General features: G+C 72.4%; 14 protein-coding genes. 4 read left to right on the top strand and 10 right to left on the bottom strand.

Translation table 11 applies throughout. The features are described from left to right. Positions 1-721: 721 nt before the first annotated feature. Entirely contained in the window at positions 722-1,753 is a 1,032-nt protein-coding gene (trpS, locus tag AB0K80_RS12360) for a tryptophan--tRNA ligase (RefSeq protein WP_365668556.1), read from the top strand. Here the strand turns inward: trpS and AB0K80_RS12355 are convergent. Beyond that, the gene (locus tag AB0K80_RS12355) at positions 1,687-2,691 is read right to left on the bottom strand and encodes a helix-turn-helix domain-containing protein (protein ID WP_365668554.1); all 1,005 of its coding nucleotides are present in this window, start codon (positions 2,689-2,691) and stop codon (positions 1,687-1,689) included. The two genes, trpS and AB0K80_RS12355, sit on opposite strands and share 67 nt — an antisense overlap. A 75-nt stretch (positions 2,692-2,766) precedes the next feature. Between AB0K80_RS12355 and AB0K80_RS12350 the strand changes: the two genes are divergently transcribed. Next, positions 2,767-3,354 carry a cysteine hydrolase family protein gene (locus tag AB0K80_RS12350; protein WP_365668552.1) on the top strand — a complete coding sequence of 196 codons (588 nt, stop codon included), beginning with the start codon at positions 2,767-2,769 and terminating at the stop codon, positions 3,352-3,354. A gap of 26 nt (positions 3,355-3,380) precedes the next feature. On the opposite strand, the gene proC is transcribed toward AB0K80_RS12350, so the two are convergent. From proC to AB0K80_RS12325, 5 genes are all read right to left on the bottom strand, one after another. Continuing rightward, positions 3,381-4,193 carry a pyrroline-5-carboxylate reductase gene (proC, locus tag AB0K80_RS12345; protein WP_365668550.1) on the bottom strand — a complete coding sequence of 271 codons (813 nt, stop codon included), beginning with the start codon at positions 4,191-4,193 and terminating at the stop codon, positions 3,381-3,383. Positions 4,194-4,336: 143 nt separating this feature from the next. Then, a complete protein-coding gene (locus tag AB0K80_RS12340; RefSeq protein ID WP_365668548.1) occupies positions 4,337-5,125 on the bottom strand; it encodes an ABC transporter permease in 789 nt (262 codons plus the stop codon). Beyond that, positions 5,122-5,949, bottom strand: a complete 828-nt coding sequence (locus tag AB0K80_RS12335; RefSeq protein ID WP_365668546.1) for an ABC transporter ATP-binding protein — start codon at positions 5,947-5,949, stop codon at positions 5,122-5,124. The genes AB0K80_RS12340 and AB0K80_RS12335 overlap by 4 nt, the downstream gene beginning before the upstream one ends. A 102-nt stretch (positions 5,950-6,051) precedes the next feature. After that, positions 6,052-6,570 carry an EamA/RhaT family transporter gene (locus tag AB0K80_RS12330; RefSeq protein WP_365668544.1) on the bottom strand — a complete coding sequence of 173 codons (519 nt, stop codon included), beginning with the start codon at positions 6,568-6,570 and terminating at the stop codon, positions 6,052-6,054. A 148-nt stretch (positions 6,571-6,718) separates the two neighbouring features. Next, positions 6,719-7,066 carry an SH3 domain-containing protein gene (locus AB0K80_RS12325; RefSeq protein WP_365668542.1) on the bottom strand — a complete coding sequence of 116 codons (348 nt, stop codon included), beginning with the start codon at positions 7,064-7,066 and terminating at the stop codon, positions 6,719-6,721. Positions 7,067-7,247: 181 nt separating this feature from the next. Here AB0K80_RS12325 and AB0K80_RS12320 point away from each other — a divergent pair, with 181 nt between their 5' ends. Then, complete coding sequence (locus AB0K80_RS12320) at positions 7,248-9,422, top strand: serine/threonine-protein kinase (protein WP_365668540.1); 2,175 nt, start codon at positions 7,248-7,250, stop codon at positions 9,420-9,422. Positions 9,423-9,510: 88 nt separating this feature from the next. Here AB0K80_RS12320 and ilvD read toward each other — a convergent pair whose 3' ends face one another. From ilvD to AB0K80_RS12300, 4 genes are all read right to left on the bottom strand, one after another. Further along, a complete protein-coding gene (gene ilvD, locus AB0K80_RS12315) occupies positions 9,511-11,364 on the bottom strand; it encodes a dihydroxy-acid dehydratase (RefSeq protein WP_365668538.1) in 1,854 nt (617 codons plus the stop codon). Positions 11,365-11,503: 139 nt separating this feature from the next. Then, positions 11,504-12,289, bottom strand: a complete 786-nt coding sequence (locus AB0K80_RS12310; RefSeq protein WP_365668536.1) for a TetR family transcriptional regulator — start codon at positions 12,287-12,289, stop codon at positions 11,504-11,506. Positions 12,290-12,717: 428 nt separating this feature from the next. Then, on the bottom strand, positions 12,718-13,548 hold the full coding sequence (locus AB0K80_RS12305) for a sugar phosphate isomerase/epimerase (RefSeq protein WP_365668534.1): 831 nt from the start codon (positions 13,546-13,548) through the stop codon (positions 12,718-12,720). Between the two features lie 102 nt (positions 13,549-13,650). Beyond that, a complete protein-coding gene (locus AB0K80_RS12300) occupies positions 13,651-14,583 on the bottom strand; it encodes a Ppx/GppA phosphatase family protein (protein ID WP_365668533.1) in 933 nt (310 codons plus the stop codon). Positions 14,584-14,678: 95 nt separating this feature from the next. On the opposite strand from AB0K80_RS12300, the gene AB0K80_RS12295 reads away from it, so the two are divergent. Continuing rightward, positions 14,679-15,545, top strand: coding sequence for a hypothetical protein (locus AB0K80_RS12295; protein WP_365668531.1), 867 nt, complete (start codon positions 14,679-14,681; stop codon positions 15,543-15,545). Positions 15,546-15,585: the final 40 nt, after the last annotated feature.

Genomic DNA, 15,585 nt, shown 5'->3' with positions numbered 1-15,585 from the left:
ACGGGGTATCAACATATCTGGCGTTGACTTTTGGCACGCTGTTGAGTTCTCAAGGAACGGACGCTTCCTTCGTACTCACCCGAGAGACTCTCTCGCGGCTTTCCTCCGGGCGCTTCCCTTCGGTGTTTCCGACTCTATCAGATCTTTCCGGATCCGATTTCCTCGGTGCTTTCCAGGTTTCCGCTTCCGCGTTTCCCTTTCCGGCGGTTCCGACTCTATCAGATCCTTTCGGGCCTGATTCCCAGTCAGCGGGGTTCGTCTTCCCGGCGGTTGGGCCGTTCCGACGAGGTGAGACTTTAGCGGATTCCCGGCTCCCGAGCTAATCGGGGGCCGCGTTCTTTCGAACGGGGATTCCTCATTCCGCGAATACGCATGCCAATGACACGACGGCAGACAGAGCGACTGTCGTCGAGTGGTGGTTGGTACTGCGGAATGGCTGCCCGGGGACCGACCGGAGTCGGCGCTCACGTCGGACAACCCGGAGAACACTACGGAGCGGGCGGGTACGTGTCAACCGCGGTGCGGACGGCACTCCAGGGACGTACTCTGGGGCCCATGACGACGCGTACGTGCACCCGGCAGTGGTGGGCCGCCTGACGGCGGCCGTCCTCACGTATGCGCACAACGGCCGCCGCTTCGGCGGCCGTTCGCGTTTCTCCCTCCTGAGGTCCTGAGGGGCGGCCCGCCGGAGCGGCGGTCCCGACCAGGAGGTGGAACAGGGATGACGCGAGTCTTCAGCGGGATCAAGCCGACCGGGCACCTGACGCTGGGGAACTACCTGGGGGCCATGCGGCAGTGGGTCGCGGTCGACCAGCACCGGGCGGACGCACTCTTCTGCATCGTCGATCTGCACGCCCTCACCGTCGACCACGATCCGGCGCGGGTGCGCAGGCTGAGCCGGCAGGCGGCAACGCTGCTGCTGGCGGCCGGACTGGATCCGCAACGGTGCACGGTGTTCGTGCAGAGTCATGTGGACGAGCACGCGCGGCTGTCGTACCTGCTGGAGTGCGTGGCGACCGACGGTGAGATGCGGCGGATGATCCAGTACAAGGAGAAGGCCGCGCGGGAGCGGGCGCGGGGCGGGAGCGTGCGGCTGTCGTTGCTGACGTACCCGGTGCTGATGGCGGCGGACATCCTGGCGTACGGGGCGCACGAGGTGCCCGTGGGGGACGACCAGGCGCAGCACGTGGAGCTGACCCGGGATCTGGCCGTGCGGTTCAACCAGCGGTACGGGCACACGTTCGTGGTGCCTCGGGCCACGGTGCCGACGGTGGCGGCGCGGGTGATGAATCTGCAGGACCCGTCGTCGAAGATGGGCAAGAGCGAGGACGTCGGGTCGGGGATCGTCTATCTGCTGGACGAGCCGGACGTGGTGCGCAGGAAGGTCATGCGGGCCGTGACCGACAGCGGGCGGGGGGTCGTGTACGACCGTGCGGCCCGGCCGGGTGTGGCGAACCTGCTGGAGATCCTCGCGGCGTGCACGGGCGGGAACCCCGCGGACCTGTCGGACGTATACGAGTCGTACGGCGCTTTGAAGGCGGACACCGCGCAGGCCGTGGTCGAACTGCTCAGGCCCGTGCAGGCCAGGCACAGGGAGTTGTGCGCTGATCCCGGCTATGTGGAGGGGGTGCTGCGGGATGGTGCGGAGCGGGCGCGGGCCATGGCGCGGCCCACGGTGGATGCCGCCTATCGCGCGATCGGGTTGCTGCCGGCGGGGTCGGATACGGGTGCCGCGCTGAACGCGGCCCGGTAGGCGCGGGGGCTGGTGGCGAGGCGCGAGGCGAAGTGCTGGCGCATCGTGACCTCGCTGCCGAAGCCGGCCCGGCGGGCGACCTCGGGCATGGGGAGGTCGGTGCGTTCCAGGAGCTTCTGCGCGGCCGCGACGCGCTGGTCGAGGAGCCAGCGCAGCGGCGTGGTGCCGGTCGCCGCCGTGAAGTGGCGGGCGAAGGTGCGCGAGGACATGCCCGCGCGTGTCGCCAGGTCGGCGACGGTGAGCGGTTCGTGCAGGTGGCGCAGGGCGTAGTCGCGTACGGCGGCCAGGGCGTCGGCGTCGCGGTCCGCGCAGGGGGTGGGGTGTTCGATGAACTGTGCCTGGGTTCCGGTGCGGAAGGGGGCCGTGACCATGGAGCGGGCGATGGTGGCGGCGGCCTCGGCGCCGTGGGCGCGGCGGACCAGGTGGAGGCAGAGGTCGATGCCCGCGGCTGTGCCGGCCGCGGTCCAGATGTCGTCGTCCTCGATGAAGAGGGCGTCGGGGACGACGGTGACGCGGGGGTGGTGTGCGCGCAGGAGGTCGACGAGGCTCCAGTGGGTGATCGCGCGGCGGCCGTCGAGGAGGCCGGCCTGGGCGAGGGTGAAGGCGCCGCCGCACAGGGCGGCGAGGGTGGTGCCGCGGGTGTGGGCGCGGCGGAGGGCGTCGAGGACGGGGGCGGGTGCGGGGGTGAGGTGGTCGTCGAGGCCGGGGACGAGGATGAGGTCGGCGCGGGAGAGCCAGGTGAGAGTGCGGTCGGGCAGCAGGGTGAGGCCGCCGCGCAGCGCGACGGGGGTGGTGTCGGTGGCGACGCGGCGCAGGTCGAAGGCGGGGACGCCGCGGTCGGTGCGGTCGACGCCCCATACCTCGGTGATGACGGAGACGTCGAAGGCGCGGATGCCGGGGAAGGCGACGAGGGCCACGCGGTACGGACGGCGGCTCATGGCTGGCAGTAAACCATCGATCGCTGACTTCTGTACCTCTGGGGCGGTGGCGTCCGGGGCGGCAGGATCCTCGGCATGGAGATCGCGGAGAACGCAGCGCTGGTGGTCGTCGATGTGCAGAAGGGCTTCGAGGAGACCGGCTTCTGGGGACCTCGGAACAATCCCGGGGCCGATGACCGCATTGCCTCGCTCATCGATGTGTGGCAGGTGACGGGCCGTCCGGTCGTCTACGTACGGCATGACTCGGTGACGCCGCAGTCGCCGTTGCGGCCGGGGTGTGCGGGCAACGCGTTCAAGGAGTACGTGGAGCGGCGGCGCGGGAAGGGGGGCGAGGGGGCCGAGCTGCTGGTGACGAAGACGGTGAACTCGGCCTTCTACGGGACGCCGGACCTCGGCGCCTGGCTGGAGGCGCAGGGGATCGCGCAGCTCGTGGTGGTCGGGATCCAGACCAACATGTGTGTCGAGACGACGGCCCGGATGGGCGGGAATCTCGGGTACGACGTGGTGGTCCCGCTCGACGCGACGTACACCTTCGACCTGGCGGGGCCGTTCGGGTGGCGGCGCAGCGCGGAGGAGCTCGCGCAGGCGGCCGCCGTCTCGTTGCACGGGGGCGGGTTCGCCCGTGTGGTGCGGACGGAGGAGGTGGTGGGCGCGGCCGGGTGATCGCGCCCGGGGCGGTCGGGGGTCAGTCAGTCCTTCTTGCCGGAGGCCAGTTCGCGGCTGCGGTCGCGGGCGGCTTCGAGAGCGGCGATGAGGGCGGCCCGGACGCCGTGGTTCTCCAGTTCGCGGATGGCGCTGATGGTGGTGCCGGCGGGGGAGGTGACGTTCTCGCGGAGCTTGACCGGGTGTTCGCCGCTGTCGCGGAGCATGGTGGCCGCGCCGATCGCGGACTGGACGATCAGGTCGTGGGCCTTGTCGCGGGGCAGGCCGAGCAGGATGCCGGCGTCGGTCATGGCTTCGACCAGGTAGAAGAAGTAGGCCGGGCCGGAGCCGGAGAGGGCGGTGCAGGCGTCCTGCTGGGTCTCGGGGACGCGCAGGGTCTTGCCGACGGCGCCGAAGATCTCCTCGGCGTGGGCGAGGTCGGCTTCGCTGGCGTGGCTGCCGGCGGAGATGACGGACATGGCCTCGTCGACGAGGGCGGGGGTGTTCGTCATGACGCGGACGACCGGGGTGCCAGCGGCCAGGCGGTCCTCGATGAAGGAGGTGGTGATGCCGGCGGCTCCGCTGATGACCAGGCGGTCGGCGGGGACGTGCGGGGCGAGTTCGTCGAGGAGGGTGCCCATGTCCTGCGGCTTGACCGTGAGGATCAGGGTGTCGGCGGTCTTGGCGGCTTCCGGGTTGGTGACCGGGGTGACGCCGTAGCGGGTGCGGAGTTCGTCGGCCCGTTCCTGGCGGCGGGCGGTGACCAGGAGGTCGGACGGGGCCCAGCCGGCTCGGATCATTCCGCTGAGCAGGGCTTCGCCGATCTTGCCGGTGCCGAGGACTGCGACTTTCTGGGTCATGGCTGGGGGTGCCCTCCGGGGGTTGCGTCGTCCGGGTTCATCCTCGCACTGGCGGGGGCGTACGGGGTGGCGTGTCCGGTGGGCGGGACGGTGGGGGTGGCGGGGGCCGGGAGCCGGTGTCGTACGAAGGCCGGCGGCTGGGGCTAGGTGGTACGGCGTCGGAGGGTCGCCGCGCCGAGGGTCAGCACCAGCAGGGCGCAGCCGGCCACGACCAGGGCGTCGCGGACGAAGTCGGCGGTCATGTCGGTGTGGTGGAGGACCTGGTTCATGCCGTCGACCGCGTAGGACATGGGGAGGGCGTCGGAGAGGGCCTCCAGGACCGGGTGCATGGTGTCGCGCGGGGTGAACAGGCCGCACAGGAGGAGCTGGGGGAAGATCACGGCCGGCATGAACTGGACCGCCTGGAACTCGGAGGCCGCGAAGGCCGACACGAACAGGCCGAGGGCGGTGCCGAGGAGGGCGTCGAGCAGGGCGACCAGGAGCAGCAGCCAGGGGCTGCCCGTGACGTCGAGGCCGAGGACCCACAGGGCCAGGCCGGTGGCGAGGGCCGACTGGATGATCGCGAGGGTGCCGAAGGCGAGGGCGTAGCCGGCGATGAGGTCGCCTTTGCCCAGGGGCAGGGCGAGAAGGCGTTCGAGGGTGCCCGAGGTGCGTTCGCGCAGGGTGGCGATGGAGGTGACCAGGAACATCGTGATCAGCGGGAAGATGCCCAGGAGGGAGGCGCCGATGGTGTCGAAGGTGCGCGGGCTGCCGTCGAAGACGTAGCGCAGCAGGAGCAGCATCACGCAGGGGATGAGGATCATCAACGCGATGGTGCGCGGGTCGTGGCGCAGCTGGCGCAGGACCCGGGCGGCGGTGGCCGTGGTGCGGGCGGGGTGGAGGGCGCTCGTCGCGGTGGGCGGGGGCGTCGGTGCCGGTGCCGTGGTGGTCATGACGTGGTCTCCTTCGTGCGGGATGGTGCGGTGGCCTCGTCGACCAGGTGCAGGAAGGCCGCCTCGACGGTGTCGGTGCGGGTGCGGGTGCGCAGGGCCTCGGGGGTGTCGTCGGCGAGGATCCGGCCCTCGCGCATGAGGAGGAGGCGGTGGCAGCGTTCGGCCTCGTCCATGACGTGCGAGGAGATGAGGAGGGTGGCGCCGCGGGTGGCCGCGATGTCGTGGAAGAGGTGCCACAGGTCGCGGCGCAGGACCGGGTCCAGGCCGACGGTGGGCTCGTCGAGGACGAGGAGTTCCGGGGTGCCGAGCAGGGCGACGGCGAGGGAGACGCGGCTGCGCTGGCCGCCGGAGAGGGTGCCGGCCAGGTCGTCGGCGTGGCTGGTGAGGTCGACGTCGGTGATCGCGCGGGTGACGTGTTCGTGGCGGCGGTCGGCCGCCGCGCGGCCGGGGTCGAGTATGGCGGCGAAGTAGTCGAGGTTCTGGCGGACCGTCAGGTCGTCGTAGACGGAGGGCGCCTGGGTGACGTAGCCGACGCGGGTGCGCAGGGTGGGGTGGCCGGCGGGGCGGCCGAGGACGTCCAGGGTGCCGGTGACCTTGGCCTGGGTGCCGACGATGGCGCGCATGAGGGTCGACTTGCCGCAGCCTGAGGGGCCGAGGAGGCCGGTGATCTGGCCGCGGGGGACGGTGAAGCTCAGGTCGCGCAGGACGGTGCGGGAGCCTCGCGTGACGGTCAGGTCTTCGGCGTGGACGGCTGGGGGGTCGTCGGTGGGGGTGCCGGCGGGGTCCGCCGCCCTGAGGGGTGGGCCGGAATCGTAATTCATCATGTGATGAATAGTGCGCCGACAGAGGGGAGGCGTCAAGCGGGGGGTGTACGGAGACGTCGCCGTCCGGAAGAACGCCGGGTCGCTTCCGGGACAAACGCCGGATCAGGAGCGGCGGCGCTTCTTCGCCCTCGCCGGGTTGCCCGAGCGGCGGGTGGCGCGCTTCTCGTGGAGCTCGCGGGCCGCCTCGTACTCCTCGCGGTGCAGCTTCTCGCCCGGAGCCTCCATGAGGGAGCGGAAGAAGTACGCGAGGAGGGAGCCGGTGAAGCCGACGGCCAGCAGGCCGCGCAGGGAGGCCTGGCGTTCGGGGTCGGGGCGGCGCGAGAAGCCGTCCCAGGTGTGCCGGAAGGCGAGTGCGCTGCAGAGCGCGAACATCACGATCATGAGGAGCGTGACGAAACCGCCGACGGCGGCGATCCGCAGGCCCTGGTAGGCGAGCCGCAGGACGAGGCAGGCGGCGGCCGCGGCGGCGAGGGAGCCGACGGCGACACCGATGCGGCGGGCGGTGTAGCCGCCGTCGTGGTGCACCCAGGTCGTGCCGAAGAAGCGGAGCGGTTCCGGACGCGGCCCGGTGGAGGGCGCGGGGGCCGCGGGGGTGTCCGGGGTGCCGGTGTCGTCGCTCACGGCTCGATTATGGCTCCGGCGGCGGCACGGGCACGTGCGTGGGTCTCGCCGGTGCCACGCAGGTTTCCGCGTGGCTCGGCAGGGACTCCGAGCGGGTTCCGCGCCGGAACCCGCTCGGAGGGCATCCCCGGTGGGGACGCGTCCAGGTTCAGCCGCAGCGCGGGCTGACGTAGCCGTCGCTGCCCGTGTTCACGTACGCGTCCGAGATGTACTCGCCGCTGTCGATGCTGTCCCAGATGCTGCTCGTGCCGTACGGGCCCGTGACCCTCGTGCCCGGTGTCTGGCAGTAGATCGGGACCCTCGCGCCCTCCGGCAGGACGCGGACGACGCGGTAGTCGGTGCCGGGGCCGCTGCGGACGTTGACGCGGTAGCCCGGCGCCACCGAGTAGTACCGCAGGGCCGTGGTCTCCACGGCCGAGACGACCGCCTCCGGCCGGTCCGCGACCGCCTCGGCTCCGACTCTGTCCGCGACTTTTTCGACACGGTGAACCGACATGTGTACTCCCCCCGTTGCTCCCCATGACGGCCATGGGGTTCCGTTGATTCCCCTGAAGCACGCATGGAAACACATATGCGTACGTCGCACACGGAGGCTAGCAAGCCGCCTCGGTCCCGTACGCGTCATCGACTAGGCTCCGAGCGTCGCGCGCGCGGACGAACAGCACGGGGGTGGTTCCATGGCGCCGCAGCGGAACACCGGAGCGGGCGTGGAAGCGGAACTTCCGGAGTACGCCGGTCACTACCGCCTGGAGTCCCGTCTGGGCTCGGGCGGCATGGGCGTGGTGCACCTGGCCCGGAGCACCTCGGGGATGAAGCTCGCGGTGAAGGTCGTGCACCCGCAGTTCGCCAGGGACCCCGAGTTCAGGGGACGGTTCCGGCAGGAGGTGGCCGCGGCCCGGCGGGTCAGCGGGGCCTTCACCGCGCCGGTCGTGGACGCCGACCCGGAGGCCGAGCGGCCCTGGATGGCCACGCTGTTCATCCCGGGTCCGACCCTGTCCGACCACGTGAAGCGGAACGGCCCCATGGATCCGGCCGCGGTGCGCCGGCTGATGGCCGGGCTGGCGGAGGCGCTGCGCGACATCCACCGTGTCGGCGTCGTGCACCGGGATCTCAAGCCGAGCAACGTGCTGCTCGCCGAGGACGGGCCGAGGGTCATCGACTTCGGCATCTCGCGGCCCAAGGACAGCGAACTGCGCACCGAGACGGGCAAGTTGATCGGCACGCCGCCCTTCATGGCACCCGAGCAGTTCCGCCGGCCACGGGAGGTCGGGCCCGCCGCGGACATCTTCGCGCTGGGGTCCGTGACGGTGCACGCGGCGACCGGACGCGGGCCGTTCGACTCCGACAGCCCGTACGTCGTCGCCTACCAGGTCGTGCACGACGAGCCCGACCTGACCGGCGTACCGGAGGAGCTCGCGCCGCTGGTCCTGCGGTGCCTCGCCAAGGAGCCCGAACAGCGGCCCTCAGCCGATGAGTTGATGCGGCAGCTGCGGTCGGTGGCGGCCTCGTACGACACCCAGGTCTTCCTGCCGGCGCCAGGGACGGGCGACGCGCCGACGGGGGACGAGGGGGCGGAGCCGGAAGCCCAGCAGGACCCGCGGGACGCGGGGGCGGCACGGGTCGCGCAGGCCCCGCCTGCCGCCGAGCGGCCGGAGCGGCGGGAGCAGCCGGAGCGGCGGGCCAGGAGGCGTACGGGCCGGCGTGTGGCGCTCGGTGCCGGGGCGTTGGGTCTGGCGGTCGCCGGTGTGCTGGTGTCGGTGCAGGTGTTCGCCGGTGCGAGCTCGGCGCCGGGAAGCAGTCCGCGCACCGAGGCGGCCGTCTTCGACGCGTGGGCGAGCGTGCCGGGGTCCAAGGAGAGCACGCCGCAGTGCTCGTACGGCCGGGGCAGGCTGTTGTGTGCGCAGTCCGGGCAGGTCGTGGCCCTGGATCCGGCCGACGGCCATGTGGTGTGGCGGCACTCCACCGCCCGGGCGGTCGTGAGCGGACCGCCCGTCCTGTCGGGCGGGTTGGTCCAGCCCGCGCCCGAGCAGGTCCGCCGCAGGGAAGCGCTCGATCCCGCCTCGGGCACGGTGCGCTGGCGGCGGGACCTGCCCGGGTACAACGGCCTGGCGAGCGCCGGGGGCATGCTCCTGCTCACCGGCACGGACGGAACGGTCACCGGTGTGGACAGCGCCACGGGCGAGAGCAGGTGGAGCCGCCGGGTGCCCGGGCAGGCGATGCCGTACTTCTCCACGTTCGCCGGGGACCCGCTGGCGTACGCCGTGAGCCCGTCCGCCGACGGGACGGGCACCCGCGTCACGGCGGTGGACCCGCGCACGGGGGACGTGCGGTGGGACGCCCGGCTGCGCGGCACCCTGGACCCGGTCGGCACGGCGGGCGGGTCGGTGTTCTTCACCTCGGCCGACGCGGTGTACGGGCGGGCCAAGGCGGTGGTCCGCTACACCCCGGGCAGCGGCGCGGTGCGGGAGGTCGCCCTGCCGGTCCCGGTGGAGCAGGCCCACGGCACCGTACGCGGTGATGTCGTCCACCTCATGGGGGGCGGCGGCTCGCTGGTGGCGGTCGACCTGCGGGCCGGCCGGCAGCTGTGGCGTCTGGAGCTGTCCGTGACCCGGGCCTCGACGCCCGCCGCGGACGGCCGGCATGTGTACGTCACCGCCCCGGACGGACGGCTGCTGGCCGTCGACGCCCGCGCGGGCAAGCTGCTCGGCCAGACCCCGCCGCGGCTCGGCGGGCACGCGGACCGGGTGGCGGCGGCGCTGCCCCAGCCCCTGATCGTCGGCGACCGGGTCTACGCCTCCGCCCCCGACGGCACCGTCTTCGCCGTGGACGGACGCGATCCGTCGCACTGGTAGCCGGTACGGGACCTCGTTCCACGGCTCGCCCGCCTGTACGGCAAAGGGCCACTCCCCCGCGAGGGGAAGCGGCCCTCAGGCCCCGGGCTCAGCCCAGCTTGGTCACGTCGCGCACGGCGCCCTTGTCCGCGCTGGTCGCCATCGCCGCGTAGGCGCGCAGCGCGGCCGAGACCTTGCGGTCGCGGTTCTTGGGCGCGTACACGCCGTTCAGGGCCTGCTCGCGGCGGGCCAGCTCGGCGTCGTCGACGAGGAGCTCGATCGAGCGGTTCGGGATGTCGATGCGGATGCGGTCGCCGTCCTCGACCAGGGCGATCGTGCCGCCGGAGGCCGCCTCCGGGGAGGCGTGGCCGATGGACAGGCCGGAGGTGCCGCCGGAGAAACGGCCGTCGGTGATCAGGGCGCAGGCCTTGCCCAGGCCGCGGCTCTTCAGGTACGAGGTCGGGTAGAGCATCTCCTGCATGCCCGGGCCGCCCTTGGGGCCCTCGTAGCGGATGACGACGACGTCGCCCTCCTTGACCTGCTTGGTGAGGATCTTCTCGACGGCCTCCTCCTGCGACTCGCAGACGACCGCCGGGCCCTCGAAGGTCCAGATCGACTCGTCGACACCGGCCGTCTTGACCACACAGCCGTCGACGGCGAGGTTGCCGCGCAGCACCGCGAGGCCGCCGTCCTTGGAGTACGCGTGCTCGGCGGAGCGGATGCAGCCGTTCTCGGCGTCCTCGTCGAGGGACTCCCAGCGCTCGGACTGGGAGAAGGCCTCGGCGGAGCGCTTGCAGCCGGGGGCCGCGTGCCACAGCTCGACGGCCTCGGGGGACGGGGAACCGCCGCGGATGTCCCAGGTCTTCAGCCAGTCGCTCAGGGACGGGCTGTGCACGGAGTGGACGTCCTCGTTGAGCAGGCCCGCGCGGTGCAGTTCGCCGAGCAGGGCGGGGATGCCGCCGGCGCGGTGCACGTCCTCCATGTAGTACGTACGGGTCTTGGCCACGTTCGGCGCGACCTTCGCCAGGCACGGCACGCGGCGGGAGAGCTCGTCGATCTCGGTCAGGCCGAACGGGACGCCCGCCTCCTGGGCGGCGGCCAGCAGGTGCAGGATCGTGTTGGTGGAGCCGCCCATCGCGATGTCGAGGGCCATGGCGTTCTGGAACGCGGCGAAGGTGGCGATGTTGCGGGGCAGGACCGAGTCGTCGTCCTGCTCGTAGTAGCGGCGGGTGAGGTCCATGACCGTGCGGGCCGCGTTGACGTACAGCTGCTTGCGGGCCGTGTGGGTGGCCAGCACCGAGCCGTTGCCGGGCAGGGAGAGGCCGATGGCCTCGGTCAGGCAGTTCATCGAGTTGGCGGTGAACATGCCGGAACAGGAGCCGCAGGTCGGGCAGGCGTTCTCCTCGATGCGCAGGACGTCGGCGTCGGAGACCTGGTCGTTGGCGGCCTCGACCATGGCGTCGATCAGGTCGAGCGTGCGGACCGTGCCGTCGACGAGGGTGGCGCGGCCGGCCTCCATGGGGCCGCCGGAGACGAACACCGTCGGGATGTTCAGGCGCAGGGCCGCGTTGAGCATGCCCGGGGTGATCTTGTCGCAGTTGGAGATGCAGATCAGGGCGTCGGCGCGGTGTGCCTCGACCATGTACTCCACGCTGTCCGCGATCAGGTCGCGGGAGGGCAGGGAGTACAGCATGCCGCCGTGGCCCATCGCGATGCCGTCGTCCACGGCGATGGTGTTGAACTCGCGCGGGATGCCGCCGGCCTCCTTGACCGCCTCGCTGACGATCCGGCCGACCGGGGCCAGGTGGGTGTGGCCGGGCACGAACTCCGTGAAGCTGTTGGCGACGGCGATGATCGGCTTGCGCCCGATGTCCGCACCGGGTACACCGGAGGCGCGCATCAGGGCGCGGGCGCCCGCCATGTTGCGGCCGTGGGTGACTGTGCGGGACCTCAGCTCGGGCATCGTCGCTCGCTCCTTCGGAGAGTCCTGCCGGAGCGCGCGGTGCTCCGACAGATGTCTGACTGTTCACGAGCGTACGCCGGTCATCCAGGGGTCGGGACGCGGTGTCCGGAATACGGGACACGTGTCTCAGTTGCCTGGCTCAGGGGTTGGTCAGGTGCCCCTGCACCACCGGCGCGACCCGGGCGATGATCTCCTCCACGTCCGCCGACGCCAGCGGCTCGACCCTGATGACGTAGCGGATCATCGCGATCCCGACCAGTTGCGCGGCGGCCAGCTCGGCGCGCAGCTCGGCGTCCGGCAGGCCGAGCTGACCGGCGAGGCGGCGCAGCATCTGGGTGGAGACCAGGCGGCGGAAGACGGCGGCGGCGGCCTCGTTGTTGACGGCGGAGCGGACCACCGCGAGCAGCGGGGCGCGGGTCGCCGGGTTCTCCCACAGGCCGAAGAACATGCGGGCCAGCCGCTCGCCGGTGCCCTCCAGCGGGCCCTGAAGGACCGCGTCCCGGGCCGTGAACGCGGGTGCCATGGCGACCTCGACGGCCGCCTCGAAGACCTGTTCCTTGGTGCCGAAGTAGTGGTGGACCAGCGCGGAGTCGACACCGGCGGCCTTGGCGATACCGCGTACGGAGGTCTTCTCGTAGCCACGCTCGGAGAACTCCTCGCGGGCCGCGGCCAGGATGCGGTCCCGGGTGTCCCCGGACTCCGCCCGCGGCGGACGGCCCCGGCGGCGGGGGGCCGGGGACCCCGGGCCATCCGACTCCGCCCGCGACGGACGGCCCCGGCGGCGGGGGGCAGGAGCGACAGGCTCGGCCGGCTCTGCTTGCTGGGCACGCCCCGGGTCACCGGGGGGCGGAGCGACGGGGTCGGCCGACTCTGCTCGCGGTGTACGCCCTGGGCCACCGGTGGCCGGAGCGCCCGGGTCGCCCAACTCCGCTCGCTGCGTACGCCCCGGGTCGCCGGGAGCCGGAGCGGCCGGGTCACCCGAAGCCGAGGAAGCCGGGTCACCCGGCTCCGCACCCGGCGCAAACCCCCGGTCGCCGGAAGCCGGAGCAACCGGGCCGCCCGGCTCCGCCCGCTGGGCACGCCCCGGGCCACCGGGAGCCGGAGCGGCCGGGTCGGCCGAGGTCGAGGAAGCCGGGTCACCCGGCTTCGCACCCGGCGCAAGCCTCCGGGCGCCGGAAGCCGGAGTAACCGGACCGCCCGGCTCCGCCCGCTGCGTACGCCCCGGGTCACCGGGAGCCGGAGCGGCCGGGTCGGCCGAGGTCGAGGAAGCCGGGCCGCCTGGCTCCGCGCCCGGTGGGAGCGCCCGGTCGCCGGGGGCCGGGGACCCCGGCCCCTGTGGCGAGGTCGTCCCGGTCATGGCCGTGATACCCGCGCCGCCGAGGCCAGGTGCAGGCGGGCGAAGGCCAGAGCCTCGGCCAGGTCGGCCTCCCGTTCCGCGCTGGACATGGCGCGGCGGGTGTTGACCTCGATGACGACATGGCCGTCGAAACCGTTCAAGGCGAGACGTTCCAGCACCTCGGCGCAGGGCTGGGTGCCGCGGCCGGGCACCAGGTGCTCGTCCTTGGCCGAGCCGCGGCCGTCGGCGAGGTGCACATGGCCGAGCCGGTCGCCCATGCGGTCGATCATGTCGAGCGCGTCGGTGCGGGCCGTGGCGGTGTGGCTGAGGTCGATCGTGAAGTGCCGGTAGTCGTCCTTGGTCACGTCCCAGTCGGGGGCGTACGCGAGCATCTCGCGGTCGCGGTAGCGCCAGGGGTACATGTTCTCGACGGCGAACCGAACGTCCGTCTCGTTCGCCATCCGCCAGATCCCGGCCACGAAGTCGCGGGCGTACTGCCGCTGCCAGCGGAACGGGGGGTGCACGACCACCGTGGACGCCCCGAGCTTCTCGGCCGCCGCCCGGGCGCGCTGGAGCTTGGTCCAAGGGTCCGTCGACCACACGCGCTGGGTGATCAGCAGGCAGGGGGCGTGGACGGCGAGGACCGGGATGCCGTGGTAGTCGGAGAGGCGGCGCAGGGCCTCCATGTCCTGGCTGACCGGGTCCGTCCAGACCATGACCTCGACACCGTCGTACCCGAGGCGCGCGGCGATCTCGAAGGCCGTCGCCGTGGACTCCGGATAGACGGAGGCCGTCGACAGGGCGACCTTCGCATCCGGGATGCGGACAACGTCCCTTGGTTCTGCCACGAGGGACAGGTTACGGGGTCGGGTCGGGCCTACGAGGGGTTCCTCTTCGCCGTTGTGGTGTTTGCCATAGGGCGTATCGCGGGCGCTGCCGTGCGGGTGGGCCTACCCCGACACCATGTGGTCGAGGCGCCGCAGGATGACGCCCTCCCGCAGCGCCCAGGGGCAGATCTCCGCCCGGTCCACGCCGAACAGGTCCATCGCCGCCTCCGCGACCAGGGCACCGGCCAGGAGCTGGCCGGCCCTGCCCTCGGAGACCCCGGGGAGCTCCGTGCGCTCCGCCGCGGTCATGCCGGCGAGGCGCGGGACCCAGGACTCCAGGGACTGGCGCTTGAGCTCGCGCTGGACGTACAGGCCCTCCGCGGAGCGGGCCGCGCCGCCTATCCGGGCCAGCTGCCGGAACGTCTTGGACGTGGCCACGACATGGTCGGGGGTGCCGAAGCGGCTGAACTCCCCGACCGTACGGGCGATCTCGGTACGGACATGGCGGCGCAGGGCGCGGACGTCGTCCGGGTCGGGCGGGTCGCCGGGCAGCCAGGCGGCGGTGAGACGGCCGGCGCCCAGCGGCAGGGACACGGCGGCGTCGGGGTCCTCGTCCAGGCCGTAGGCGATCTCCAGGGAGCCGCCGCCGATGTCGAGGACGAGCAGCTTCCCGGCCGACCAGCCGAACCAGCGGCGGGCGGCGAGGAAGGTGAGCCGGGCCTCCTCCTCGCCGGTGAGGACCTGCAGCTCGACGCCGGTCTCCTCGCGCACGCGGGCGAGGACGTCGTCGGCGTTGCCGGCCTCCCGTACGGCGGAGGTGGCGAACGGCAGGAGGTCCTCGACGCCCTTGTCCTCGGCGGCCTGGAGGGCCTCGTGGACGACCGAGACGAGTTTGTCGACCCCCTCGGGACCGATCGCGCCGTCGTCGTCGAGGAGCTGGGCCAGGCGCAGTTCCGCCTTGTGCGAGTGCGCGGGCAGCGGGCGCGCGCCGGGGTGCGCGTCCACCACCAGCAGATGCACCGTGTTCGATCCCACGTCGAGGACACCGAGTCTCATGGAGGGCACGGTACTGCCAGCAGGGGCGTTCGCTGCCTTCGGTGCCCGTCCGGGAGGGGGTCCGAAAGGGGCCGCGGGCGTCATACCCTGGTCGCGTGCCAAAGACGAAAAAGGCGAAGGACGAGAAGGCGACCAAGGCCGCCAAGAAGGACAAAGCGGCCAGGGGTTCTTCGCAGGCGAAAGCTCCCGGGACGTCGGGGAAGGCGCCGGTGGACGACGAGAAGGGCCTCGACTTCGCTCGCGCGTGGGTGGAGTTCCCTGATCCGGCGGACGACGAGCAGGTGTTCCGCTGCGATCTGACCTGGCTGACCTCCCGCTGGAACTGCATCTTCGGCAGCGGCTGCCAGGGCATCCAGGCGGGCCGCGCGGAGGACGGGTGCTGCACGCTGGGCGCCCACTTCTCCGACGAGGACGACGAGAAGCGGGTCGCGGAGCATGTGGCGAGGCTCACGCCCGACATCTGGCAGCACCACGCCGAGGGCACCAGGAACGGCTGGGTCTCCCAGGACGAGGACGGCGAGCGCCAGACCCGCCCCTACCAGGGCTCCTGCATCTTCCAGAACCGGCCCGGGTTCCCCGGCGGCATGGGCTGCTCGCTGCACATCCTGGCGCTGCGGGAGGGCCGCGAGCCGCTGGAGACCAAGCCGGACGTGTGCTGGCAGCTGCCGATCCGGCGGACCTACGAGTGGATCGACCGGCCCGACGACACCCGCGTCCTGCAGGTGTCGATCGGTGAGTACGACCGCCGCGGCTGGGGTCCGGGCGGCCACGACCTGCACTGGTGGTGCACCTCGGCGACCTCGGCGCACGGCGCGGGCGAGCCGGTGTACCTCTCCTACCGGGCGGAGCTGACCGAGCTGATGGGCAAGGCCGGCTACGACCGTCTGGTCGAGCTGTGCGAGGAGCGGCTGACCTCGCAGCTGCCGCTGCTGGCTCCGCATCCGGCGGATCCCGTCGACTGAGCACGCCCGCCGTACGGCCTGTGCCACCGGCCTGTCCTAC

The sequence above is a fragment of the Streptomyces sp. NPDC052682 genome (assembly GCF_040678435.1).
In the GTDB taxonomy this organism is placed as follows: domain Bacteria; phylum Actinomycetota; class Actinomycetes; order Streptomycetales; family Streptomycetaceae; genus Streptomyces.
This window is presented reverse-complemented; position numbering and strand designations above follow the sequence as displayed.

Excerpts from the sequence above, each read along its gene's own strand:
- trpS (WP_365668556.1), top strand. The coding sequence starts at position 722 with ATGACGCGAGTCTTCAGCGGGATCAAGCCGACCGGGCACCTGACGCTG.
- AB0K80_RS12355 (WP_365668554.1), bottom strand. The coding sequence starts at position 2,691 with ATGAGCCGCCGTCCGTACCGCGTGGCCCTCGTCGCCTTCCCCGGCATC.
- AB0K80_RS12350 (WP_365668552.1), top strand. The coding sequence starts at position 2,767 with ATGGAGATCGCGGAGAACGCAGCGCTGGTGGTCGTCGATGTGCAGAAG.
- proC (WP_365668550.1), bottom strand. The coding sequence starts at position 4,193 with ATGACCCAGAAAGTCGCAGTCCTCGGCACCGGCAAGATCGGCGAAGCC.
- AB0K80_RS12340 (WP_365668548.1), bottom strand. The coding sequence starts at position 5,125 with ATGACCACCACGGCACCGGCACCGACGCCCCCGCCCACCGCGACGAGC.
- AB0K80_RS12335 (WP_365668546.1), bottom strand. The coding sequence starts at position 5,949 with ATGATGAATTACGATTCCGGCCCACCCCTCAGGGCGGCGGACCCCGCC.
- AB0K80_RS12325 (WP_365668542.1), bottom strand. The coding sequence starts at position 7,066 with ATGTCGGTTCACCGTGTCGAAAAAGTCGCGGACAGAGTCGGAGCCGAG.
- AB0K80_RS12320 (WP_365668540.1), top strand. The coding sequence starts at position 7,248 with ATGGCGCCGCAGCGGAACACCGGAGCGGGCGTGGAAGCGGAACTTCCG.
- ilvD (WP_365668538.1), bottom strand. The coding sequence starts at position 11,364 with ATGCCCGAGCTGAGGTCCCGCACAGTCACCCACGGCCGCAACATGGCG.
- AB0K80_RS12300 (WP_365668533.1), bottom strand. The coding sequence starts at position 14,583 with ATGAGACTCGGTGTCCTCGACGTGGGATCGAACACGGTGCATCTGCTG.